The organism is Rheinheimera baltica (assembly GCF_030731985.1).
Classification (GTDB): Bacteria; Pseudomonadota; Gammaproteobacteria; order Enterobacterales; family Alteromonadaceae; genus Alishewanella; species Alishewanella baltica.
In genome coordinates this window covers 141,566-166,662 of sequence record NZ_JAPJDY010000001.1, presented here as the reverse complement: position 1 = coordinate 166,662, position 25,097 = coordinate 141,566, and the positions used below count along the sequence as shown (strand labels likewise).

The following is a 25,097-nucleotide window of genomic DNA, read 5'->3' as shown; positions in this document are numbered from 1 at the left end:
GTTGATGCCTGAACTGATGTCTGAGCAGCACACGCTGTTTATCGCCGATCTGCACTTAGCTGCAGATCGGCCTGATATTACCGCCGCTTTTTTGCATTTTTTGCGCGCACAAGCGATTCATGCCGATGCACTGTATATTCTCGGTGATTTGTTTGAAGTGTGGATAGGTGACGATAACCCAGAGCCGTTGCTGGATACCGTAGCAACAGCATTGGCCACGCTTAGCGCTCAGGTACCGGTTTACTTTATTCACGGCAACCGTGATTTTGTTTTGCGTCAGGGCTATGCCAGCCGCGCCGGTATGCAGTTATTACCCCAACAGGAAGTTATCAACCTGTACGGCACCCCTACCCTTATTATGCACGGCGACAGCCTTTGTACACTGGATATTGCTTACCAGAAGTTTCGCAAATGGTGGAACCAGCCGTGGTGGCAATGGTTACTGCTAAAAACGCCAATAGCCTACCGCCAGCGCCTGGCCGCTAAGGCACGGCGTAAAAGTGCAGAGCATAAAGCCCGCTACGCTTCTCAACAACAGCCACAAATTATGGATGTCACACCGGATGAAGTCCCCAAAGTGATGGCAGACGCAGGCGTATTAAAGCTGATCCATGGCCATACTCACCGCCCTACCGTGCACCAGCTAGAAGTTAACGGTAAAGCCGCACAGCGTTATGTATTGGGCGACTGGTACACGCAAAGCAGTTATTTAAAAGTCAGTGCCAGCCAGTGGCAGCTGTATTTTAACGCGCTATAAGCTTAAGCCGCTAGGGAAGTAATAGTTCTACCTGATACTGCCTGCCCCTGACGATATTTTTAATCAGCGCTGCAGGCTGTAATTGGCCATCTACCCATAATTGCGCAGTTTTAATCCCCGCTTGACGACGCATCACTATGCTAAACTCTGCACCGCGAAACTGCCGGGTAAGCTTAACTTGCGGCCAATCGGTTGGCAGTTGTGGTTTAAGCAATAAGCCGTCTGCACAGCCTTTTACACCAAACAACCCTTCGATTAACGCGCGATATACCCAGTGCACCGTGCCGGTGTTAAAAAGCTGACTGGAACGCCCCGCTGTGCGCGGAAATTGCCGGTAAGCGCCGCGATAGTAATTCGGCATAAACACCGGTAACTGGCCGCGCTGCAGGCAATCTTGTTCAGTACTGCCAGGCAGCATCTGGCGTAATATCTGAAAGGCTTTATCCGGTTGATTAATCTGATACAGTGCATATAAGTAAAACGCTGCAGCATGGTTGTATACCGAGCCATTTTCGGCCGAACCTGGATGTTTTTGTGTAACCCGGCCAACATCTTCGCGCATAGCAGTATAGGCCGGCGCCAGCATTTGTACGCCATAAGGTGTAGCAAGCTGCGCATCAATTTCGGCCAGCATAAGTTGCTGCTGCTCGTTATTAGCCGCACCGCTTAACATAGCCCAGCTCTGTGGGTTCAAATAAATACGGCCTTCATCGTCTTTACTGACACCAAAAACCACATTGTCATCGGTAATGCCGCGGCCATACCATTTGCCGTCCCACAGGTAATGGTTAACCGCCTGATTAACACTGTGTGCATCACTGCGGTATTGCTCAGCACGCGCTGTATCACCGCAATGCTGACAAATATCAGCCCAGCAGTTAAGTGCGTAAGCCGCCGCGAGTGACAACCAGCCCGACACACCACGACCGCGGTAACCCACCATGTTCATCGGGTCGCACCAGTCGCCCTGCTCAATAAAACTCAGGCCACGCGCATCGCGTTTATGCAGCAACCAGCTCATCGCGCGGCAAATATGCTCAAATACACTGGCTTGCACAGCGCTGTCACCAAAGGCAATTTCTTGCTGCAATAAGGCAGTGTCGTTGGTTTCTGCCAAATAAGCGCTTAAACATACCGGTAGCCAAACGCATTGGTCGGTATGTGGCACCTGATTAATGTATTTCAACTCCGCGTCGGGGTGCAGCAGTATACCGTCAGGCATTTCACCGCTACTGTGCTGCTGCGATAGCGCAGTGAGTAAAGCAGTACGAAACGCCTCTGGCCGCACATAACTCATGCCCATATTATCCTGCAGATAATTGCGGGTTTGCGGATCAGTAGTTAACCGGTTTACATCACCGTGGTAATACACCTGGCGCGGCAGCCAGTGGTTAACAAAATTATCCAGCGCCGCATCCGGGGTTTCAATCTGTATGCAGCCCTGCCCCTGGGCAATATAAGCGCTGTACTGCTGCTGCGCTTTAGTAAAGCCATCCGGCGTTAAAAAATAACGCTGCCGCGCGGCGGCAATTTCGTCTTCATCCAGCGCCGGGCCAAATACAAAACGGTAAACCTGCTGGGCTGAGCCTGCCAGTTGCAGCCGGTATTGCAACACACAGGCTGGGGTTTCGTATAAGGCATCGCCGCCATCAAGCTCAGTTTGTTGCAAAGCATCAGGCGCATGCAGGCCGCCCTCGCCTTCAAAGGCTTGCTGCGCGCATTGCCAGCTGGTGGGCACCTGCTCAGCCAGTAAAAAGGTTTTATCTTTTAACTGTTTGTTTTTAAAGTAATCGGGGTATTTTTGATACGGCGTAACCGATGAGCAAACAATGGCATTTAGTGCTGGCTCAAACTTGGCCGACTGGTTCATCCACGACATATAGCCGACCGGGAAATACGGGTAGATACTGAGCTCGCGTGGCTGTGCGCCAAGGTTAGTCACAGTAAGCTGCCACAACTCATGCGGTTGGTCGGGGCTTAGGCATAGCCGCCACTCCAGTTGCAAACCCTGCTGACGCAGGTGCCAGCAAATATCACTTTTACCAGCAGAGAACACAAACTTGTCAGCTTTGCTGCGTACCGGCTCATAAGGCACAGAGAAGAGCTTTGCGTTTTGCTCATCTTTAATATACACAAAACGGCCCGGATGATGCGCGTAATACGGCTGCTCCGGCTGCATAAAGGTTTTTGCTTCAAGGGCAGGTGCATGGGCGTACTTAGCCGGTTCCGGCTGCATAAACTGTGCGGTGGCATAACCACGGCAGTTAAGTTGCACCATTAACTGTTTGTTCCATAAAAACGCCGCGGCCAGTGGCATAGTGGTGGGGCTGAATAAGTCGTAACGCTGATCATTATCACCAGGTTGCATGCCAGTGGCTGCCATCAAGATAGTACTCCGGATAAAATAAACTTAGCACGAGGCGGCTTCTGCCTTCCGCTGTTGCAAGTCACACTGTATTTTTGCCAGCTGTTGATTTTCCAGACTGTAGTAGCGCATAACAAATGCCGCCAGCAGCGCAATAACGCCCGGGATCACCGAAATCAGCAGTACAATGCCGGTTTGCGAGCCACTGCTTTGCTGCTCATTAGCGACATAACCAATAGCCGCCAACAGCCAGCCAATTAAGGCTGAGGCAATAGCCCCGCCCAGCTTTTGCGAAAAAGTGGCGGCGGCAAACGTCATGGCAGTGGCCCTACGCCCGGTGCACCATTCATTGTAGTCGGCCGTATCGGCATACATCGAAAATGCAAGTGGTGACTTTGGCCCCAGCACAAAACCAATGGCCAGATTGAGTGCAAAAATAACGCCCACCGCATCTGCCGGCACAAAGTACAAACTTATAGAAAGCAAGCCTGCCAGGGACATCAGTAAAACCATCAGGCGTTTTTTATCAATAAAGCGTGTCATCAACGGTGTGACGGCAGCGCCCAATGCTAATGCCAACATGTAGGAAGATAAAAACTCGCCGACTAAATCCGGCCGCATTACATAATATTTAAAGTAGTAGACCCCGCTACCGGCTCGCATGGTAATGGTCACCATAATGATCAGCGCCAGCGCAAACAGCACCAACCAGGGTTTGTTATTTTTTAAGTCGGTTAAATCCTGCCGCACCGCATTAGGCTGCAGGCTCAGTGGCGCGATACGCTCTTTAGTAGTAAGAAAAGTAATGAAAAACATCAGCGCAGCGGCAATACCAAATACCAGCATCGTCAGCTGCCAGCCCAGCACATCATCGCCCTGCCCCAGCAGCGGCACTAATTTGGGTGTTAAATAGGTTACCAGTATGCCGCCACTAAAACCGCCAATAAAACGATAACTTATCAGCGTAGTGCGCTGTTGGCTGTCATTAGTTATTACGCCGGACAGCGCCGAGTAAGGAATATTAATCGCGGTATACACCAGCATCAACAAAGTATAGGTGCCATAGGCCCACACCAGTTTACCGGTTTCGCCTAAATCCGGTGTGCTGTAGGTCAGTACACCGGCGCCGGCCAGCGGCAGCGCCAGCCATAACAAATAAGGCCGGAACTTACCAAAACGGCTGCGGGTACGATCAGCAATTGCGCCCATTAACGGGTCGGTAAAAGCATCCACTATTTTGGTTACCAGCATCATAGTTCCAGCCGCTGCGGCTGAGATACCAAAAACGTCGGTGTAATAAATCAGTAAAAAGGCAGAAATATTCGCCCAGTAAAAGTTAAAGCCCATATCCCCCAGGCCATAGCCGATTTTTTCGCGCAGCCGCACCGCTGTTGTGCTTTGCTGTGCTTTGCCGCCTGGCGCTGCTGTGATGTGTCTTACCGGAACTGTCATACCCTGTTATCCATTGTTATGCCATCAGCTCTGCGGCTGAATATGATAGCGCAATCAAATGTAGCGTTACGCTGCTAAAAATTGTGTTATCTGCTGCACCAGTTGCGGTACCGGCAAAGCAATATCAAGCAGGGTGACGTCGGTTTCATCGTCACAGCTTTGCATGGTCAATAACTGGCTTTGCAGCATAGCCGGTGCCATAAAATGGTTTTGCCGCTGTGCCAAACGCTTTGCCAACAACACCGCATTGCCGTGCAAATAAAAGAAATGGATGTTATCGGCGCTGCTGCGGATTTGCTGCCGGTGACGTGCAATTAAGCCAGAGTAACTTAACACACAAGGCGTGTGTGCTGCTTTGCAGACACTAAGCTCGTTGCACAAAGCCTGCACCCAGCTGTCGCGCAAACTATCGGCCAATGGAATGCCACTGGCCATCATGTGTTTTGCTTTAGGGCTGTGAAAATCATCACCTTCAATAAAGCGCCAACCCAGTTGCTGCGCCAGTAAATGCCCCACTGTGGACTTTCCACTGCCGGCCACGCCCATAATTACAACTGTTCGATGTTTCGCAGAGCACATAATAACGCGCCATTGCCTGAGTATGTCATGGTTAGCCTTCAGCTTAAATTAACAGCAATGATTGCGCAACCATTTTGACTCAGTTTGTACAATGCAGTATTGTCGCAGAAAAAAGCAGGTAACCGGATTAATGAGCACAAAACCTAATTTAAAAGACGTTGCTAAAGTAGCCGGGGTTAGTGCCATCACGGTATCGCGGGTGCTGACAGACCCCAGCAGGGTGTCGGAAAAATTACGTAGTAAAGTAGAAAAAGCCATTCATGATATCGGTTATATCCGTAACCATGCCGCCAGTGCACTTGCATCAAAAAAGTCCGGCGTGCTGGCAGTAATTATTCCGTCATTATCCAACATTGTGTTTAACGATGTACTGCAAGGTATTTATCAGGCGGTTAAAGCCAAGAACCTGCAGGTGTTACTGGGCGATTGCCATTACTCGCCGCTGGAAGAAGAAAAACTCATCGCGACTTTGCTGAGCCAGTCACCCGAGGGGATTATTGTTACCGGTGCAGCGCAAACCGATTACGCACGTAAATTGTTACTACAGGCCGATATTCCGGTGATACAAATTATGGAGCTGACCCATCAGCCGATAGATATGAACATTGGCTTTTCGCATTATCAAGCCAGCTACGATATGACTAATCATTTGCTGCAACGTGGCTATCGCGCACCAGCATTTCTCGGTGCCCGGATGGACCCACGCACCCAACAACGGTTGGCCGGCTTTAAACAAGCGATAACCGACTGGCCACAGCCGTGTAGCAGTTATATACACACAACAGTACAACCCTCATCGATAAAGCTTGGCGGTCAGTTATTGCAGGCAGTAATTGCGGAGTCAAACCATCAGTGCGATGCCGTATTTTGCTGTAATGATGATTTAGCCTTAGGTGCGTTATTTGAAAGCAAACGGATGAACTTAAGCGTACCCAAAGATATCGCCATATGCGGCTTTAATGATTTGGAAGCCTCGGCACTGGTGGAGCCGGCTATCACCTCGGTGTCATCACCACGTTCAGAAATGGGCCGCCAGGCGGTAGAAATGTTATTTAGTGCCACAGGTAAAGGCCGCCATGCATTAGCTCCTGTCGATGTGGGTTATAACATTATCATGCGCAGCTCAACCTGAACGGCTTTATCTTACCGCTTTGCTGTGCCGGCTGTTGCTATGGCAAAGCGGCTGAGGTAAGAATATTTGAAATAAACTCAATCGCCTCTGGCGACTGGTAAGAGTTATGTTCTGAAGGCACAACTATTTCAGCCGCCGCAGCCGCCAGATGTGCACTATGGTAGGACACTACACTGTCGTTTAACCCGGGGCACAAGGCAAATGCTGTGCAGCGCGCCGGATCATCGTTGCCGATAACTGAATACACCGGCACCTGCAGCGGCAACATTGTTAATTGCTGCACCAGCGGATGGCGCGGTGATAACACATCAACACTGTTAGGACCAAAGCCGCTCATGTAGCCACGCATGGCCGGTTTAATATCGTCTTCGGTTAATGCTTGCCACATTTTACCAAATACGTTTTTCATTGTTTTAGGAAGCGTAATCATGGCTGATGCCAGCCGACCAATCCAACCGTCTGCAGTGGCAGCACCGCGATGCGGCGTATCAATAAACACTACCGTTTTTACATAGGATTTGGCAGTAAAGATAAAAATATCTTCCAAGGTGCTGCGGGTGTTGTCATCGACAGGTAATTCAGCCGCGCCGCGGTAAAAAGTGGTATCCCACAAAGAACTGCCACTGTTTTGTACAAAGGTTTTACTGATAACACCGCCCATACTGTGGCCAACCAATACCATATTATTAGCGGCAGTTGCCTGCAAATCAGGTGAAATATGTTGCAACCATTCATCTGTTAGCTTTCTTAAACGCATCGCATTAAAAAACGGTGGTGGGCCAGATGGGTAAAACGCATGCCACACCTGATACTTTGCTGCCAGTTGCGGGTTAGAAAATATCGCCCAGCTTAAGCGACGCCAAATTAACGGGCTGGAATTTAAACCGTGGATCATCAATACAGGAATTTTATCTGCACGTAGAGGTTCAATGGCATAAATACCCAGCTTATCTTCTACCTTATCGGCGTCAAACAGGCCGGTTTTTTCCAGTTGATCAGCTACTGCAGCTTCTAGCAGGCACAAGTAGGCTGATGCCGGATCATAGTTCATTTGATAGCGCTGTTCGGCAAAAGGCCAAAGCTGCTGCTGTTGCATATAAACACCACGCAACGTCAGCACAGGCAGCACTGGATTGCTGAAATCCAACTTTACTGGCATAAAAGTGAGCGGCCGGAAAACCCCTTCAGGCGGGAAATAGCGGTCCACTGCAGTGTTGCTGTTAGCACGCTGTCCAATAACCGCGATACCAATGCCATTGTCCTGCTGACGCAACATAAAGCCGTCATAGGGTTGTAAGTCAGCCGCCAGAAACAACTGCTCAAACGTCAGGCCGCTTTCATCCGGATCCAGTTGCAGCTTAAGCTGTAAATTCTGTGCAGTGGTATCGCTGCGCGATATTGCCGCGCGCACTAACGGTATTAAAGCCCGATTGTAGTAGGCTATAGCCTGTGTTTGTTGCGCCTTACTCAGCGGTTGTGCCAACCAGCGCTCAGCGCAGCTTAGTTGTAACAAAAACCGCTGATAACCAGGCGCTTGTTGCGTAGCAAGCTGCAAGCAAAAATCTGCCACCTCTGCATCACTAAGCTGGTTTAACGCTATGTAGTGGTATGCCAGCAAACCATTTACTGCTTCAACCGGCGCCGCTACAGGGGTTTTCCAATGAATGTACTTACCCTGACTACATCCCTGCAGGGCAATCAGCGTTAATATAACAACCAGCCAAAGCCGGCTCGGGTGTTCTTGCTGCAGCATCTGTTCTCCTGCAGTAATCTGAAAACATCATTAAATTTGGCTATGCTTAGCACTATAGCACTGTTCTGAAACGGGTTGTGTTACAGGTGAAATTCATTCAAGCATTTTGCTGCTAAACTGGCTGAGTTTGCCAATGCCAGCTGCGTATTAACAAAGCGGGCGCAACCAAGCTATAGTAGCGAAGTACGGCGTTATCTTGTGATGTTATTGCGGCACGCCACTATGAAACTTAAAATCGGCATCTGGCGTAGTAATTAGCTCCGCTTCTATTACACCAAAAAAAGCCACACGCTCACTAATGTCAGCTTGGGCGATTTGTTGTGCTAAGGACAAGTAATCCTGATAATGTCGTGCTTCTGAACGTAATAATGAGATATAAAAATCTGCAATGCGTTGGGGTAAGAAAGGCGCTAGTTTGGCAAAACGTTCACAAGAGCGGGCTTCAATATAAGCCCCGCAAATCAGTTTATCGATCATCGCTTCAGGTTCATAGGTACGAACATGTCTTAACAGGCCTTTTGCATAGCGGCTGGAAGTGATTTTTTCATACACTATACCTTGCTCGGCCATCACTTCGAGCACCTGATAAAAGTGATGCAGCTCTTCTTTAATCAACAGCACCATCTTATCTATCAGATCCTGCGCATACTGTGAGCTGGCTTTTGGCAGCATGGATTTTTTTAAACTTAATCCCGCTAAAGCTTGCCAATCGCCAACCTGACGATAGGTAAAATCTTCATACGGCTTTAACCATTGTAATAAGGCATCAGCACTTTGCTCATCAATAGCATAACGGCGAATAAGATACATGGCGGACTGCGCAGCTTTTAATTCGCAGATCAAATGGTCCTGCAATAACACTGGCAAGCTACCCGGTTGAGCAGCAAGCGTTAACCACTGCTCAGGTGTTTCGCAGTGCAAAAACTGTTGGATAGGACCTAATAACGATATTGTTTCTGCGTTAAGCATGCGGTTACTTCGACATTAAATTGAAGTGTGCATTATACCGGATAGAACTTTCCACACCAAGCTAACGTACAACTAGGCATTACCTGAGCAAATTTTGTTCATGACGCTTGACGCAGACCATTATTTTGGCCATAACTGATATAACGGTTATAAAAATAATCGCTTAGTAGTTCATATGCAGTGACAAGGATAATAATTATGATATTGAATCACTTATGGGGACTGTATGCGCATCCAAAAGAAGAATGGCATACTATAGACACACGACATGAAAGCTTTCGTTACAGCCTGATCCACATTTTACTCGTAGCACTTATACCGTCAGTATGCGCTTATTATTCCGCTGTTTTTCTCGGCTGGAGTATCGGTGTAGGTGATCGCATTATGTTAACGCATGACAGCGCATTAATGTTGTCCGTAGCAATGTACATTGCACTGATTGCTGGTGTTTTTGCACTCGCGTTGCTAGCCCACTGGATGGCACATACCTTCGGTGCAGAGCCCACTTATACTCAGACACTTGAACTAGCAGCTTATACCTCTACGCCACTATTTATGGTAGGTTTTGCCGGGCTCTATCCTGAGCTTTGGGTAGTGATGTCAGTTGGCTTGTTGGGTCTGTCCTACTCCGTTTATTTACTTTATGTTGGCGTTCCCATATTGATGCATATTCCTGAGGAACGCGGCTTTATCTATGCCAGTTCTGTTGTAACGTGTGGATTGATTTTGTTGGTTTGCATTTTAACGGTAACTGCGATGTTGTGGAGTTCAGGCTTCGGCCCCACATTCACGCATTAATGTACTTTCAATATGCAAAAGGGAGCCATCGGCTCCCTTTTTTGTTCGAGGCTATATTTAACCTTCGTTGTAAGTTTCCAGGTTAGTTGCCATAGCAGCCCCCACCTTTGCTTTTGCGTCATCACTGCGCATTTGATCCAGGCGGTTTAAGTAATCCTGATCAATGTCATTGGTAACGTAGTTACCATCAAACACTGAGGTTTCAAAGCGTTTAATTTCTGGATTTGCCAAACGCACCGCTTCAATTAAATCCGGCAGCGACTGAAAGATTAATCCATCAGCACCAATAATATTACAGATACTGTCAACATCGTGACCATGCGCAATGAGTTCATTGGCGGAAGGCATATCAATACCATACACATTAGGGAAACGAATTTCTGGTGCTGCAGAGGCAAAGTATACTTTCTTCGCACCAGCTTCCCGTGCCATATCAATAATTTGCTCTGACGTAGTACCACGAACAATAGAGTCATCAACCAGTAAAACGTTCTTACCTTTAAACTCTTGTTTTATTGCGTTCAGTTTACGCTTAACCGATTTTTTCCGCGCTTCTTGTCCCGGCATAATAAAGGTACGGCCGATGTAGCGGTTTTTTACATAGCCCTGACGATAAGGCAAACCAAGCTCGGTGGCTATTTGTAACGCGGCGTCATTACTGGTTTCCGGGATAGGAATAACCACATCAATATCCAGATGCGCCCATTCACGTTTAATCTTTTGCCCAAGCATAGTGCCCATAGCTACACGGGAAGCATACACGGAGATATTATCGATAGTTGAATCCGGACGGGCAAAATAGACATATTCAAAAATACATGGCGTGTAACTTGGGTTTTCAGCGCATTGAAAACTGTGTAGCTCTCCCTGTTCGGTAATGTATATCGCCTCACCCGGTGATACGTCTCTAAGCACAGTAAAACCGTCAGCATCCAGTGCAACACTTTCAGAAGCAACCATATATTCGGTGCCTAGCGGCGTTTCACGCTTGCCCATAACCAGCGGTCGTATACCGTTAGGATCTCGAAACGCCAGCAAACCATGACCAATAATGATTGCCACTACAGCATAGCCACCTTTAACTTTGCGGTGTACATTCGCTACAGCGCGGAATATGTGTTCTGCTTGTAGTTCCATTACGCCGCTGTTATGGAGTTCATGTGCTAATACATTTAGCAACACTTCCGAATCAGAAGTGGTATTAACGTGACGGCGTGCGACGCGGAAGATATCTTCTTTTAAAAGATGAGAATTGGTTAGGTTGCCATTATGTGCCAGCGCAATACCAAATGGACTGTTTACATAAAAAGGCTGCGCTTCAGCAGTACTTGATGAACCCGCGGTAGGATAACGCACATGGCCAAGGCCAATGTTGCCCGACAGACGCTGCATATGGCGGGTTTCAAACACATCCTTTACCAAACCGTTAGCTTTACGTAATCGCAGCGTGTTGTTGTCCACAGTGACAATTCCGGCAGCATCCTGACCGCGATGCTGTAACACCGTTAAACCATCATAAAGTGCTTGGTTAACCGGATATTTCCCAACAATTCCAACAATACCACACATGGATTTTTTCCTCGCCAGTGTTAAGGCTTTTGCATAAAACTGGAATGGTTCTGCAAGTATTCGAAGAACCATTCAATGATAAAACCAAATTCGGGGATCAATTCAGAACGCTGCCACCAATCTGTTGTTGCAACGGGCGTAAAGGCATCCATAAAAAACAAAATTGCACTGACAACCAGCACCCCTCGCAAGGCTCCAAAAACCAAGCCCAGCACACGATCTGTACCAGAAAGTCCCGTCGACTGTACCAGTTTGCTGATTAAAAAATTAATGAGGGCGCCCAAGACCAGGCTACAGATAAATAAAATCGCGATAGCAGACGCATTACGTAAAGTCTGATCCTGCATAGAGGTAAATAACCCGGCCAAATGAGGATAGTATTGACTAGCGATAAAAAACGCCAGAATCCAAACCGCCAGTGAGATAGCTTCTTTAACGAAGCCACGTACCAGACTAATAATCGCTGATAACGCTATAATTGCCAAAATGGCAAAATCAACCCAGACCATTTGCTACCAAAGGTTGCTTGATGACGGCGCGCATTCTATCAAATTGATCGCCAGATTGGCTAATTATTTTCAGTTGGCTGATAACTCACCATCGACAACCTCTCGATTCCGGTAAGTTGTTGGAGCTTTGGCAGTTGCTGTTCCAGTAAATCTTTACGTAATTCAGGGCCTACCAACACACTGGTCAATTTAATACCATTTGCGTTAGTAATGTTACGGGTAAAGGTAACAAAACCGGCCTGTCGCAGCTTAGAGACTAATGCGTTAGCGTTTTGTTCTTTGCTAAAAGAGCCTACTCTAACCACCCAACCGCTTTGTGCCAGTGCAGGGTTGGCAACACGCTTTGGCGTAGTGTCATTAGCCGGTACGGTTACTTGTGTGTACTGCTGTGAAGGCAAGCTGTCATCCACATTGTCGTCGTTAGCCGCCTCGCTGGCATCCAGTGGTTGTTCATCCACCGGCACAGCGGTAACATCTGCTACCGCCTGTTCAAAAGGTTGCTGATCCATGACCTGTTGTTGCATAACACCTTTAAATTCAGGACGATTAGGGATCACCTTAAAATCATCTTTTACTATCTGTTTTTCGCCATCCAATAAATCCGGCAGGAAAATTATCCCTGCCATGACCAGTATTGCGGTACCGAGTAAACGATGTTTGAATGCGGGTGTCACTTTACCTCCTGATGCACGGCCAACACAGCCGACACGGTGAAAAAAGAGCCGAACACAACTAATAACTCGTCCGGTTGTAACTTGCTACTAACGTCTAAATAAGCCTGTTTCACATCGTCATGTAACTGCACACTCGCATTAGTTTGTGGCAGCTTAACAGCCAATTGTGCTGCTGTTGCACCTCGAGCACCCTCTAGACTAACAAGATTCCATTGATCAAACAATGACGTCAACGGTAGCAGAGTTTGCGTAATGTCTTTGTCTTTTAGCATACCCGTTAACGCTATAATTTGCTTAAACTGCGGCTTTAACTTACTTATTTGTGTTGCCAGGTACGCCGCAGACTGAGGATTATGCGCAACATCAATAATAACGGCCGGTTGCTGCTGCAGCCACTGCATTCGCCCGGGCAATTGCAAGGATGATAAAACGTTTTGCAACTGCGCTAAATCGGGTAACAAGCTAAGTTTTTCCAACACGGCTAACGCACAGGCTGCGTTTTGTACCGGCATGGCAGGCAGCGGTAACGGCTCAAACTGATGCAGTTGGCTTTGCCATTGCCAGCTTTCAGACTGTTCGGTGTAGCGATAATCTTTGTGCACCAAAACATAATCACACGCCAGTTGCTGAGCATGTGCCAGCACTGAACGTGGTGGATCTAAGTCGCCGATAACGACAGGCTGACCCGGTCGAAAAATACCTGCTTTTTCAATACCAATGAGTTCTCTGTTATCCCCCAGCCAGTCTTGATGATCTAAATCTACCGTAGTGATAACACTAATGTCTGGCGCAATAATATTGGTTGCATCAAGCCGCCCACCCAAACCCACTTCAATAATACAAAAGTCAGGTTGCTGCAGTTGTAAAACGCGAAATGCTACCAAGGTAGTAAATTCAAAGTAGGTCAGCGCAATTTCACCACGAATTTGCTCAATAAACGCGAATGCACTTAACCAAGCAGCATCTGGCACATCTTGACTATCAAGACGTAAACGTTCGTTAAACTTAAGTAGATGTGGTGAGCTGTAAACCCCGACACGGAAGCCCTGCGCAATAAGCAACTGTTCCAGCACACATGCCGTTGTGCCCTTGCCGTTAGTTCCACCAATAAGAATCGTTTTACCTGGCAGGCTGGCTAGATCTGCGCGCTTTGCCACCTCAAGCACCCGCTCAAGGCCGAGCTCGATTTTGTGGACAGGATGGTTATGTTCAATATAACAAAGCCAATCGGCCAGACTGTGGCACGATTGGCTATCAGGAATAACTGCAGACATGAAACCCTTAAGCGGCGTCGTGCTCCGATACCGGAGCAGGAAGCTGCATAAACTTAGCAACTAATCGTGCAATTGTATCGCGCATTTTGCGCCGGTCAACAATCATATCAATTGCACCATGTTCTAATAAAAACTCACTTCGTTGGAAGCCTTCCGGTAATTTTTCACGCACAGTCTGTTCAATAACCCGAGGACCAGCAAAACCTATCAGGGCCTTAGGTTCACCAATATTGACATCACCCAACATCGCTAAACTAGCCGACACACCGCCCATTGTGGGGTCCGTTAATACCGATACGTAAGGTAAGCCCTGTTCACTCATTTTTGCCAACGCTGCACTGGTTTTCGCCATCTGCATCAGTGAAAACAACGCTTCTTGCATTCGAGCGCCACCACTGGCAGAAAAACAAACAAACGGCACCTTGTGCTTTAATGCATGCTCAACGCCGGCAACAAACTTTGCCCCAACAACCGACGCCATTGAGCCACCCATAAATTCGAACTCAAATGCTGCAGCGACAATTGGCATCCCCTTTAGCGTGCCATGCATTACGACCATAGCATCTTTTTCATTGGTCGCTTTTTGCGCCGCACTAATGCGGTCTTTGTAGCGTTTGCTGTCTTTAAATTTTAGTAAATCCTGTGGTTCCAGCTCAGCAGCTAATTCTTTTACCGCTTGTGTATCTAAGAACCCTGTCAAACGCGCACGGGCAGAAACACGCATGTGATGATCGCACTTTGGACAAACGCCCAAGTTCCGATCTAAATCCGCTTTATAGAGAACAGCCTCACATGAAGTGCATTTTGTCCAGACACCTTCCGGGATATTTCGACGCGCGGAAGAAGAGGATGTTCTGGGCAGGATTTTTTCTAACCAACTCATAAATATGTCCTATTAGGAACGACACCGCACATTGGCCATGCCGAAATAACGTTAAACAACGCCGAAAATCTGTAAACCGGCGCTATTAAAGCACAAAACGTATAAGGTCGAATACAGAAAACTGGTCTTAGTAGTGCCGGCTAATCAGGTAAAAACAACGGACCCATCTCACTTTTGGGTAAGGCCAATTGTTCCGGGTAGTCAACATCGACCAGGTATAAACCACCGGGCTTAGCTGTAGCTGCAGCCAGACTACGGTTTTTAGCCGCTAACAACTCAGCAATCCATTCCGGCGGACGATTTTGCATGCCCACCTCAAGCAGGCTACCGGTGATGTTACGCACCATATGATGTAAAAATGCGTTTGCCTTGATATCTATTAAAATATAGTCGCCATGACGTGAGATGTTAAGGTGATGCACATTACGAAATGGCGTGTGTGACTGACATTGGATTGCTCTAAACGAGGTGAAATCCTGCTCACCTAACAGAAAAGGTGCGGCTTGTTGCATCAAGTCGATATTTAACGTTTGATGATAGTGACTCAAGCCGGTACGCAGAATGCCCGGCCGATACTTATGGTTATATATAATGTAACGATAACGTCGCGCAGTTGCACTAAAGCGGGCATGAAAGTCATCAGGTACAACGGTTGCCCACCGCACTGAAATAGCATCGGGTAATTGAGCATTGGTGCCCATAACCCAGCTTTTATTGTCGCGTAAAGCAGAAGTATCAAAATGCACAACCTGCCCCGTTGCATGTACACCTGCGTCGGTACGGCCAGCACAAAACAGTTCTATAGGTTGATTAGCCACAACAGACAGTGCTTGCTCTAATTCCTGCTGTACACTGTTAACTTCACGCTGACGCTGCCAACCATAAAATGCTGAACCGTCATATTCAATACCCAATGCAATGCGCATGCCGTCCCCTTGTTATAAACAGCGCCAATTATAACGCAAGAGCGGTTTTAATAAAGCCTTCACTATAGATGCACTTATTTCAAATTCTGCGCTTCTTCTTTTATATGGTCGGGTGCATCAGACGCCAGAATGCTGTCGAGCAGTAAATCAGCAATTTCCCGGTCGTCCATCTCAATATAGGCTCTTGCCAAGTCAAGCTTCGCAGCATAACCGTTATCTTCTTTGTCAACGTCACGCCGTTCATGCTCACCGATGATATCTTTATAATCATTTAGACCAACATCAACATTGAGCTGGTTAAACCGATCAGGATCTTGGTCCTGAAGTTCCGCATTGGCCAGTAAGGTATCAATTTCAACAAAATCATCTTCGTTAAAATCAAAACCGTTTTCAGTTTCAGATACATCGACAGTGGGAGCCGTCGACACATCAGATTCTGTCGCGTCCAGATTGTCAGCTATAGTTTCAAGTTCAGACAGCATCGAGTCAAACTGAGCACCTTCAATAGGATCGAGTTCTTGCTCTTCATGCTCAAGCAGATCACTATCGCTTGCGTGGTCATCATCATCGGTGTCATTGAGCAACTCGCTTAAATCGTCGACGTCAGGTAGAACCTCAAAGTCCTCAAGTAGCATCTCAGCGTCAAGCTCGCTTTCATCCCCCCCTTGAGGTTCAATTTCGACGTCGTCATCAGTTAGTTCAAGCTCAGGATACTGCTCTAGCATCTTACTTGGATTTTCTACCGACAACGCAGCCTCAGTGACACGGGTGACAGAGCCATCGTCATTGGCTGTTAAATCCGGTGTTAAAACGGAGCTATCGTCAGATTCTGTCTCAAGACTTTCGCTTAATAGATCGTCTTCACTATCGTATTTATCAACTAGTTCATCGCTGTCCGAGAGTGCATCACTCTCTAAGACTACATCACTATCTGAGAGCGCAACGTTTTCCTGCAACAACTCAGTCTCACGCGTATTCAAGTTTTCGGCTTGATCCAACAAATCGGTTAGCTCTGCGCTAAGCAGTGCATCTTCATCAACAGACAGCTCTTCGGTATCATCGGGCAATTCTGTATTTGTGCTATCTGTGACTAAGCTCTCTAAATCCAGGCCCTCTAAATCCAAACTCTCTGAATCTAAGCTCTCTGTAACTGAGCTTTCAGCATTCAAGCTCTCTGTTACTAAACTTTCTGCAAACTCTTCCAGTTCTGAACTATCAAAACTGTCAACATCCGCGTTACTAGCGTGATCTACGTCAACTGAAGCTGCGACTTCCTCAGCCAAGATGTCATTATCGTCGTCTAAAGACGCTGCTAATTGTTGCTCTTGTGCAGAGATTGCCGATGTCGATAATACGATTTCATCTTGTTTGGACGTTTGCTCTATTTCGTCGGGTTGAATTTCATCCAGGTCAATTTCTTCAATATCAATGTCTTCAATTTCAATGTCTTCAGCCCAATTTTCAGCATCTGAACCGTCAGTATCTGTATCATCTTTATTGGTAGCATTAACTTGCGCTAGCAAGGCGTCGATATCATCCTCAGCAACGTCTGGCTCTGGTTTCATATCAACATCGTCAACGGCTAAATCGTTGTCGGAGTTGTCATCAACATTGCCGGTATTGTTAGCATTAACTTGCGCTAGCAATGCGTCTATATCATCTTCAGCAACATCAGGCTCTGATGTCATCTCAAAATCATCATCGGCTAAATGGCTAACAACCGTGTCATCAACCTCATCCAGAGCAACGTCTTCCATCTCTGCACTATTATCTGCAAGCTCAATAAACACATCATCATCATCGTCTTCAGCGGCTAATAATGCTGATAAATCTGTATCGGATAAGATATTATCGGGGTCAAATGTATCATCCAGCTCTAACGAGTCATCCATCGATAATGCATCATCACCTTGTCCAGGCGCGTCAGACGGCAATAAACTGTCGTCTTCAAACGATAATTCGTCGTCCAGATCAAGCAAGTCATCCTCAATGGTTACCGCTTGCGGCTCAGCAGCATCACTGAACGTATCTTCAAGCAAAGCTTCGTCAATTTCGAATAAGCTTTCATCAAGATCATTGTTGTCGTCAAGCGGAGGCAGCGGAGAATGATATGTTGGATTTGGCGCCGTTTCTGATGTTGCAGCATGAACGACTTTTTCGGTTTGTCTACCGCGCTTTTTCACCCACAGCAAAATACCAAATAGTATTAATAGCGCAGGAATACAGGCGGCCAAAATCCAGGCTATCGGATTTTTAAACCATTGTTGCCAATCAATTTGCTCTGCGGCAATGGCCTCCTGCTCAGACTTTGCTTTGAGCAGCTCGGCCTGCTGAGCCAGTAATTGGCTAATTTGTTGCTGCAGCTCACTGTCCTGACCAAGCTGAGCTTTGATCAGTGCAAGTTCTTGCTCAACATTTATCAAACTGGCTTTTAATTGACGGTTTTCTTCTGCTATCAATTCAACCTGCTGCATTGAATCTGCAAACTGGCTTTGCTGGCGTTCTAAATCTTCACGCTGCTGCTTACTTATACGTTCAAGTTCTCGCTGCTGCTTTGATGATGCGTCTGAAAGATTGGTATCGGTATTTGAGCTGGCATTTTTTTGCCGCTGAGCCCAATTCTTGTCATCTTGTTCTGACTTTTGTTTTGCGGTGTTTACGTCAACCTGCCGCATTTCTGCCATTGTGGGCAACAGCAGAACTGAGTTCGGACGCAGATGGTTTAAGTTGTTATCTAAAAACGCGTCTGGGTTTTTCAGGTATAACGCATACATTACCTGATATAGACTAATACTGGGATCGGTTCTTATCCGCTCTGCAACTCGCCACAACGTATCTGCCGGACTAAGCGGACCTATTGTCACTGGCGCCAACGGGGCGTCTGTACTACGCGGCCCACGGAGCTGGGTGCTCGTGTCTTGTGCCTGCACAAATGACGGAAAATTGACAAGCACAGTGATGAAAAAAACAAATAACAAAGGCATTAAAGGTCCCTACCCCAATTCAGGCGCATTTACGAAGGATGTCGGCAGCGTTACCGTCGGCTTTAGTTCCTTTGCAAACAGTGTTCCAACTTTGGCAGTTTAGCGAATGAATGAAAATATAAAGCACTGGCACGATTCTGACCAGCCTTTCTAAACGCAGGTAAGTGAATGAGTGATTTAATACTAAAACAAAAAGGGCCCCTTAAAGGAGCCCCTATAATAATTTAGAGATAATCGCGTATCAGATGCTCAGCTATCTGAATACTGTTTGTGGCAGCGCCCTTGCGAATGTTATCTGCAACAACCCATAGATTGATACCATTTTCATGCGATAAGTCTTGCCGAACACGACCAACAAAGACGTCATCTTTCCCTGCTGCACTGCAAACTTGCGTTGGGAACTCTGCATTGTTTTCCAGTAATACAACACCAGGTGCATTGGCTAACAGTGCTTTGACCTGATCAACGCTAATGGGCATACGTGTTTCAATATGCACGGCCTCAGCATGACCAAAAAACACCGGCACCCGCACAGCGGTAGCGTTAACGGAAATAGAACTGTCACCAAAAATTTTCTGGGTTTCCCAGTGCATTTTCATTTCTTCTTTGGTGTAGCCATTATCCATAAACACATCAATTTGTGGGATCACGTTAAATGCAATCTGGCGGGCGAATTTACCTTCAGTATCTATCGGGCGACCATTCATCAATTGTGCCGCTTCGTGCGCAAGCCCTTCCACTGCATCTTGACCAGCGCCACTTACAGATTGATAAGTACAGACATTTATCCGGCTAATACCCACGGCGTCATGAATAGGTTTTAATGCAACAAGCATTTGTATGGTAGAACAATTTGGGTTCGCAATAATATTACGATTGCGAAAATCAGCTATTGCATGTGCATTAACTTCTGGCACCACCAACGGGATGTCGGGTTCATAGCGATAGTGTGATGTGTTATCAATTACAACACAGCCAGCATCAGCTGCCTTAGGCGCATAAATAGCAGACACACTCCCACCTGCTGAAAATAAACCAATTTGCGCTTCTGACCAATCAAAGGTTTCAGCGTCGATAACCTTAATCTTCTTACCCTTAAATGTCACGGTACCGCCTGCTGAGCGGCTACTTGCCAGCGGAAAAAGCTGTGCGACCGGAAAATCGCGCTGTTCCAGGATTTCAATTAAATGTTGTCCAACCAACCCTGTTGCACCTAAAACAGCAACATTATATTGCGAAGCCATGACATTCCCTCATATTATTGTGCGAGGCTAAAACCTAATTGCGGCAAATAGTCAGGTACTATTTTGCCGCACAGCTGTAACGAGCCGAACTCTCGACGCGGTGGATAATGTTTACGCAACCAGTCAAAACCCTGTTCTGCCAGATGCTGACGCAACATGGCATCGTCACGGCGAACATCATATAACAGTCTTGCTAAATTTTGGACATCTGGAAGCCTAAATTTTCCAGATATTTGCAATTTTTCCATTGCTGGTACGGACAAAACTTGCCCAAGCTGATGAATAACGGGCTGCCCAAGCAATTTGCAGCAATGCTGGTACAGCATTTCTGTCCCCCGAGCCTTACCTTCCACGCTATGTCCGGCAATATGAGCTGTTGCAATATCAACATAAGGAAGCAATGCGGTAAGAATATCGGGCTCACTTTCCCATACGTCGAGCACAACGGCACGGCGCCGGTGCGTTACAAGCAGATCATTCAGTAACGCATGATTATCAATAACGGCCCCACGCGACGCATTGATGATGGCGCAATCAGGTTTTAGCCGCTGCAACGACGTTGTATTTAACATGTGCCTGGTCGGCCATTTACCCAATGTCTGCAGTGGTGTATGAAAACTGATAATGTCTGCATGCTGACATAGCAGATCAAAATCCGTGTGTTCAAAACCGTTGTCTTGCTCTGCACGCACAGGATCGCACTGCAACACCTTAATATTAAGCGCGGTTAAGGCCCTGACTAACCGGCTACCAATATTACCAACACCGACAATACCAACGGTTTTTTTCTCCAGGTGCCACTGATAGCGCTCAGCCAGACACCATAGACTGCTTAGTACATACTCAACAACAGATTGCGCATTGCAACCCGGTGCACTGGCAAAGCTTACGTTGCGCGACGCAAGATAGGCCTGGTCAATATGATCCATACCTATCGTTGCTGTACCAACAAACTTGAGCTTACTGTTTTTTGCCAATAATTCAGCATTTACGTTTGTAACAGAACGAACTAATAAAATATCGGCGTTCTCTAGCTGGGATGCTGTCACATTTCGACCGTTGAACAGCGTAACGTCCCCTATGTCTTCGAAGAACGCATTAACCAACGGCATATTTTCATCAGCAAATATTTGCATCTATTCATCCTGACGACAGGCTTTTGAGTGGCAAGCAGTGTAACAAAGAGCAGAAAACCAGCCTAATGCATTAGACTGGTTTTTGTAAAAGATCGCGATTTTCCCGTTTAAGGCAGCGCAACTTCAAAACTATAGGTTATAGATTCACGCACTTTATCTGCTTGCGCAGATGCTATATCAGCGGAGTATGACGCTTCAATTAAATAGCGTCCTGCCTGCTCAGGCACAAAACGAAATACGCCGTCACTGTCAGTTATAAACTCTATGCGCTCTGCCGCGTTGCGATATAATTCGCCAGCATAAGACAATACGCCTTTAACATGCTGTTGCGGTTTACCATTGATATTAAACACAAACTGCAGTGCCTCTTGAGCCACTACATCTGCCGGATGAGTTGAACTGCTAATTTCAAGCCCTTCGCCTTGTAATGTTAATACCGTATCAGTCGGGGCATTTACCGTAATGTATGCGAAACTGCGGCTTCTACTTTTTACCGTTTCTACATTAGTTGCACCAGCCGGTAACTGCGCGGTACGTTGCTGCTTATCGGCCATTAAACGCTTACGCTCGCCGTTTAGCTCGTACAGGGTCATAAATCGAGGCGGGTTAGCCAATTCCAGGCGATAGGAGCCATCACCTGCTAATTGCACATCAGCCATTGATTTACGTTTTCCCTGATACACGTCTTTAATTGCTTTTGAACTGCCGTCAGGTGAATAAAGCTTTAATGCATTCAAAGAAATACCCTTATCCGGCACAAATGTCATGTTAGCCGCAGAGGCATCAACCGCTATCCAACTATTCGGTTTGGACAACACATAATGGCTAGGTACTAACCACAAAGTATGCGCTTGTAAGCTGCTGCTAAGGAATAGCGAGGACAAAAGTAATACTGCTTTTTTCAACATAAACAAATCCTTCTTATTAAATACGTATAAATTTAATGCTTATAAATTTAGTGTTAGCGCATCACTGCAGAGATAACGCCAAGCTCGCCCTCGGCCTCAATCTCAATAACACCGTGCGTTGCCGGAAGTTGAAATGCATGTTTTGCCAGACTGCGCCCACCCTGCTCACGTGCAGCCTCAACAAACAAGGTATAATTACCTGTAGCCAGCATTTGCCCCTGATCATCTTTACCATCCCAATGCAGCTTATAATGTCCAGGTTTTTGCGTCGCACCACTAACTGCATCTACAAGCGCAGTATTGCTACGGCCAATTTTCCGCCAAAAACGGCGCAGATCTTTTAGCCAATCGGGTTTCTCTACCCATAGCGCTATCAGCTTTACCGGTTGTTGCTGCGCATCCTCAACCCATACCGCGACATAGGGCCGGTGGTATTGGCTCGTTTCAATTTGAGGCAGCTCTAACGTGATTTCGCTTGGAGCGGCTATTACATTGCCGCTTAGCAACAGTGCACTAAACCAGACAATTAAACGGGTAATGACAAATTTCATAGTAAACTCCGACTGCTGTGAGACATTAATGCAATGACAAGATGTATGCGAAAAGTGCGAGAAAAACGCCCAGCATTGCCAGGCTATTGCCAATAGGTCGTCGGGATGGTTGCTTCAACAGCAGATAAAACCCGGTCAAAGCAAACACAATGCAAGCAAGTGCAGTGGCATCTATTAAAAAAATCCAACTAGCTCCCGCATTTCGTCCCTTATGTAGCTCGTTAAGCAATGTCAGATAACCGCTAAACTCTTTATCAACGTCGGCTTGCCCGGCAGCAAAATCTACGACAACATTCGCATAGCCTCCAGGCCGCTTGAAATCTAACTCAAGCAGCTGTTCTGCAATATCAAATTGATATTTGTAGGTTGACGCTTTAACGTGATCTTCAGTACTTAACCACTGACGAAATTGATGGGCAAGTTCGGCTTGCGCTTCTTCAGATTGGGGTATGAGACTTAACTGCAAATACTCAGGTAACGGAAGTATAACGCGCTCGGACACGTATCCGGCCTTAGAATGAAGTACATCAGGATGATTTAAGGTTAAACCCGTAATGGCAAAAAAAAGCAGCAAAACCAATACCAGCATAGAGCTGTAACTGTGCAACGCGCGCACTAATTTTGCAAAAATGACGTTTTTTTGGAATGAGTTCATAGTAAGAATACTTAACGCTTAACACCTCAAGCATCTTACTGAGAATAATTACCATTTGCAATAGCATTTACATTTGAAAGTTCCAAGCCAATTACAATCAAAGTAATAAGGTCTTTAACTGGTTTAGCGTACGGGTAAGTCGAAGCGGGAAAACATACGATCTATTTCTTCTTGGTTACGCAGTAAATTTGCTTTTTCTACGACATCTTTTGTCAGGTGCGGGGCAAATCGCTCTATAAAATCATACATATAAGTACGTAAAAATGCGCCTTTGCGAAAGCCAATTTTCGTCGTAGAGGCATCAAATAAGTGACTTGCGTCTATAGCAACCAAATCTTTATCAAGTTCTTTGTCCATAGCCATTGAGGCAATAACCCCCACTCCCAGACCTAATCGTACGTAGGTTTTAATCACGTCCGCATCTGTCGCTGTGAACACAATTTTAGGCTCCAAGCCTTTAGCCGCAAAGGCCCGGTCTAGCTCTGAGCGCCCGGTAAAACCGAATACATAAGTAACTATAGGGTGTTGAGCAACATCCTCCACAGTAACTTTTCTAGCCAATTGCACCAGCGGGTGGTCTTTTCGAACAATAACGCTACGGTTCCAGTGATAACATGGCAACATGACTAAATCGTTGTATAAATGCAGTGCTTCAGTTGCTATAGCAAAATCAGCTTCACCGCGTGATGCAGCTTCAGAGATTTGCTGTGGAGTGCCTTGATGCATATGAAGAGACACTTTAGGGTATTTTTGCATAAAGCCGCTAATCACTGGAGGCAGAGCGTAGCGTGCCTGAGTATGGGTAGTCGCAATATTCAACTTGCCTTGATCCGGTAACGTATGTTCTTTTGCGACGGCTTTAATACTTTCTACTTTTGCCAAAATTTGCTGAGCAATGTCTATCACATCACGGCCGGCCGGTGTCACATGAGTTAAATGCTTGCCACTGCGGCCAAATACCTGAATACCTAATTCATCTTCCAGCATACGGACTTGCTTACTGATACCCGGTTGCGAGGTAAACAGACTTTCTGCGGTAGAAGAGACATTCAGATTATGGTTCAGTACTTCAACAATATAACGCAACTGCTGCAATTTCATGTGTCACAAGTCCGGTAATGGCATATCATTGCTCAATATACATATATGGCAGGATATTCCAACTAATATTTAATTTGCCGGTTACTATAACTAATGGTAACTAAAAACAACATGTATCCTACAAACTTGCTGTGGCTAAAGCCTTGAGGGTTAAATTGAGATGAGCAAAATAACTCCCGCGATAGACTTCGCGTCAGTGCTGGCATCCGCCGTGCACGATATGAAAAATTCATTATGTATGCTGATTCAATCCTCAGAGCTTATTCAGCAAGAAAGCCACCAGCTATCAGACAGTGCCAGAGAGGAGTTAGCGCGTTTAAATTACGAGGCCAATCGGTTAAATTCAAATCTGTTACAGTTGTTGGCGCTGTATCGGCTTGAACGCAATCAATTTCCCGTTCAAATAGACGAGCACTATTTATGCGACGTTACTGAAGAAGTACTACTAAAAAATCAGTTCTATATTGAACAACGTAAACTGCGGATGGAGATAGAACAACGTGACGAGTTGCGATGGTTTTTTGACTATGACCTTATCATAAACCTGTTAAACGACGCCGTATCAAACGCGTTGCGATACTGCCAAACGACAGTATTGCTAAAGATAACAGCTCAAGAAAACCAGTTAGTCATTGAAGTACATGATGACGGGCCCGGTTTTCCTGACTTGATGATGAACCAAAGTACTGTCAACATGAGCACGCCCGACTTTGCTAACAATCATACCGGTCTTGGTATATTTTTTGCTAAACTCATTGCAGCTGCGCATTCTAACAAAGGTAGTCAAGGGGCTGTAAACTTAAACAACGGTGGCAAACTAGGTGGTGGCGTATTTCAGTTGATCTTACCTTGAAACAAGAGGACAGCTGTTATTTAAC

At 46.4% G+C, this 25,097-nt stretch carries 22 protein-coding genes; 4 read left to right on the top strand and 18 right to left on the bottom strand.

The window, feature by feature from the left end:
* Window positions 1-4 precede the first annotated feature (4 nt).
* Window positions 5-757 (top strand): UDP-2,3-diacylglucosamine diphosphatase, encoded by a 753-nt coding sequence (locus ORJ00_RS00805; RefSeq protein WP_370300372.1) that lies wholly within the window; start codon window positions 5-7, stop codon window positions 755-757.
* Window positions 758-767: 10 nt separating this feature from the next.
* Here the strand turns inward: ORJ00_RS00805 and ORJ00_RS00800 are convergent, their stop codons facing one another.
* The 3 genes from ORJ00_RS00800 to ORJ00_RS00790 all read right to left on the bottom strand — a co-directional run bounded on the left by ORJ00_RS00800 (window position 768) and on the right by ORJ00_RS00790 (window position 5,153).
* The gene (locus tag ORJ00_RS00800) at window positions 768-3,140 is read right to left on the bottom strand and encodes a GH36-type glycosyl hydrolase domain-containing protein (protein ID WP_306138937.1); all 2,373 of its coding nucleotides are present in this window, start codon (window positions 3,138-3,140) and stop codon (window positions 768-770) included.
* Window positions 3,141-3,167: 27 nt separating this feature from the next.
* The gene (locus ORJ00_RS00795) at window positions 3,168-4,574 is read right to left on the bottom strand and encodes an MFS transporter (RefSeq protein WP_306138716.1); all 1,407 of its coding nucleotides are present in this window, start codon (window positions 4,572-4,574) and stop codon (window positions 3,168-3,170) included.
* A 66-nt stretch (window positions 4,575-4,640) separates the two neighbouring features.
* A complete protein-coding gene (locus ORJ00_RS00790) occupies window positions 4,641-5,153 on the bottom strand; it encodes a gluconokinase (protein WP_027671260.1) in 513 nt (170 codons plus the stop codon).
* Window positions 5,154-5,283: 130 nt separating this feature from the next.
* On the opposite strand from ORJ00_RS00790, the gene ORJ00_RS00785 reads away from it, so the two are divergent.
* Complete coding sequence (locus ORJ00_RS00785) at window positions 5,284-6,285, top strand: LacI family DNA-binding transcriptional regulator (protein WP_306138715.1); 1,002 nt, start codon at window positions 5,284-5,286, stop codon at window positions 6,283-6,285.
* A 37-nt stretch (window positions 6,286-6,322) separates the two neighbouring features.
* Here the strand turns inward: ORJ00_RS00785 and ORJ00_RS00780 are convergent, their stop codons facing one another.
* Together ORJ00_RS00780 and miaE are read right to left on the bottom strand one after the other, a co-directional pair.
* Complete coding sequence (locus tag ORJ00_RS00780; RefSeq protein ID WP_306138714.1) at window positions 6,323-8,038, bottom strand: esterase/lipase family protein; 1,716 nt, start codon at window positions 8,036-8,038, stop codon at window positions 6,323-6,325.
* A gap of 204 nt (window positions 8,039-8,242) precedes the next feature.
* A complete protein-coding gene (gene miaE, locus ORJ00_RS00775) occupies window positions 8,243-9,007 on the bottom strand; it encodes a tRNA isopentenyl-2-thiomethyl-A-37 hydroxylase MiaE (protein ID WP_306125195.1) in 765 nt (254 codons plus the stop codon).
* Between the two features lie 198 nt (window positions 9,008-9,205).
* Between miaE and ORJ00_RS00770 the strand changes: the two genes are divergently transcribed.
* Window positions 9,206-9,805, top strand: a complete 600-nt coding sequence (locus ORJ00_RS00770) for a Yip1 family protein (RefSeq protein WP_027671249.1) — start codon at window positions 9,206-9,208, stop codon at window positions 9,803-9,805.
* Window positions 9,806-9,862: 57 nt separating this feature from the next.
* Here ORJ00_RS00770 and purF read toward each other — a convergent pair whose 3' ends face one another.
* The 13 genes from purF to cysB all read right to left on the bottom strand — a co-directional run bounded on the left by purF (window position 9,863) and on the right by cysB (window position 24,219).
* On the bottom strand, window positions 9,863-11,374 hold the full coding sequence (gene purF, locus ORJ00_RS00765; protein ID WP_027671248.1) for an amidophosphoribosyltransferase: 1,512 nt from the start codon (window positions 11,372-11,374) through the stop codon (window positions 9,863-9,865).
* A 20-nt stretch (window positions 11,375-11,394) separates the two neighbouring features.
* Window positions 11,395-11,883 (bottom strand): CvpA family protein, encoded by a 489-nt coding sequence (locus ORJ00_RS00760; protein WP_027671247.1) that lies wholly within the window; start codon window positions 11,881-11,883, stop codon window positions 11,395-11,397.
* A 59-nt stretch (window positions 11,884-11,942) separates the two neighbouring features.
* On the bottom strand, window positions 11,943-12,557 hold the full coding sequence (locus ORJ00_RS00755) for an SPOR domain-containing protein (RefSeq protein WP_027671246.1): 615 nt from the start codon (window positions 12,555-12,557) through the stop codon (window positions 11,943-11,945).
* On the bottom strand, window positions 12,554-13,831 hold the full coding sequence (gene folC, locus ORJ00_RS00750; protein ID WP_305973078.1) for a bifunctional tetrahydrofolate synthase/dihydrofolate synthase: 1,278 nt from the start codon (window positions 13,829-13,831) through the stop codon (window positions 12,554-12,556). Before folC ends, ORJ00_RS00755 begins: the two co-directional genes overlap by 4 nt.
* A 7-nt stretch (window positions 13,832-13,838) precedes the next feature.
* On the bottom strand, window positions 13,839-14,714 hold the full coding sequence (gene accD, locus ORJ00_RS00745; protein WP_027671244.1) for an acetyl-CoA carboxylase, carboxyltransferase subunit beta: 876 nt from the start codon (window positions 14,712-14,714) through the stop codon (window positions 13,839-13,841).
* A gap of 140 nt (window positions 14,715-14,854) precedes the next feature.
* Window positions 14,855-15,640, bottom strand: coding sequence for a tRNA pseudouridine(38-40) synthase TruA (truA, locus tag ORJ00_RS00740; RefSeq protein WP_306138713.1), 786 nt, complete (start codon window positions 15,638-15,640; stop codon window positions 14,855-14,857).
* A gap of 74 nt (window positions 15,641-15,714) precedes the next feature.
* Window positions 15,715-18,624, bottom strand: a complete 2,910-nt coding sequence (locus tag ORJ00_RS00735; RefSeq protein WP_306138712.1) for a FimV/HubP family polar landmark protein — start codon at window positions 18,622-18,624, stop codon at window positions 15,715-15,717.
* A gap of 224 nt (window positions 18,625-18,848) precedes the next feature.
* Complete coding sequence (locus ORJ00_RS00730; protein ID WP_027671241.1) at window positions 18,849-19,868, bottom strand: aspartate-semialdehyde dehydrogenase; 1,020 nt, start codon at window positions 19,866-19,868, stop codon at window positions 18,849-18,851.
* A gap of 14 nt (window positions 19,869-19,882) precedes the next feature.
* Window positions 19,883-21,004 carry a 4-phosphoerythronate dehydrogenase gene (locus tag ORJ00_RS00725; protein WP_306125191.1) on the bottom strand — a complete coding sequence of 374 codons (1,122 nt, stop codon included), beginning with the start codon at window positions 21,002-21,004 and terminating at the stop codon, window positions 19,883-19,885.
* 107 nt (window positions 21,005-21,111) lie between these two features.
* On the bottom strand, window positions 21,112-21,912 hold the full coding sequence (locus tag ORJ00_RS00720) for a DUF4198 domain-containing protein (protein ID WP_306125189.1): 801 nt from the start codon (window positions 21,910-21,912) through the stop codon (window positions 21,112-21,114).
* 53 nt (window positions 21,913-21,965) lie between these two features.
* Complete coding sequence (locus ORJ00_RS00715) at window positions 21,966-22,463, bottom strand: DUF2271 domain-containing protein (RefSeq protein ID WP_306125188.1); 498 nt, start codon at window positions 22,461-22,463, stop codon at window positions 21,966-21,968.
* A gap of 25 nt (window positions 22,464-22,488) precedes the next feature.
* Window positions 22,489-23,118: a PepSY-associated TM helix domain-containing protein gene (locus ORJ00_RS00710; protein ID WP_305973068.1), complete on the bottom strand. Its 630-nt coding sequence runs from the start codon at window positions 23,116-23,118 to the stop codon at window positions 22,489-22,491.
* A gap of 123 nt (window positions 23,119-23,241) precedes the next feature.
* Entirely contained in the window at window positions 23,242-24,219 is a 978-nt protein-coding gene (gene cysB / locus ORJ00_RS00705) for an HTH-type transcriptional regulator CysB (RefSeq protein ID WP_027671236.1), read from the bottom strand.
* Between the two features lie 160 nt (window positions 24,220-24,379).
* Here cysB and ORJ00_RS00700 point away from each other — a divergent pair, with 160 nt between their 5' ends.
* A complete protein-coding gene (locus tag ORJ00_RS00700) occupies window positions 24,380-25,072 on the top strand; it encodes a sensor histidine kinase (RefSeq protein ID WP_027671235.1) in 693 nt (230 codons plus the stop codon).
* Window positions 25,073-25,097 lie beyond the last annotated feature (25 nt).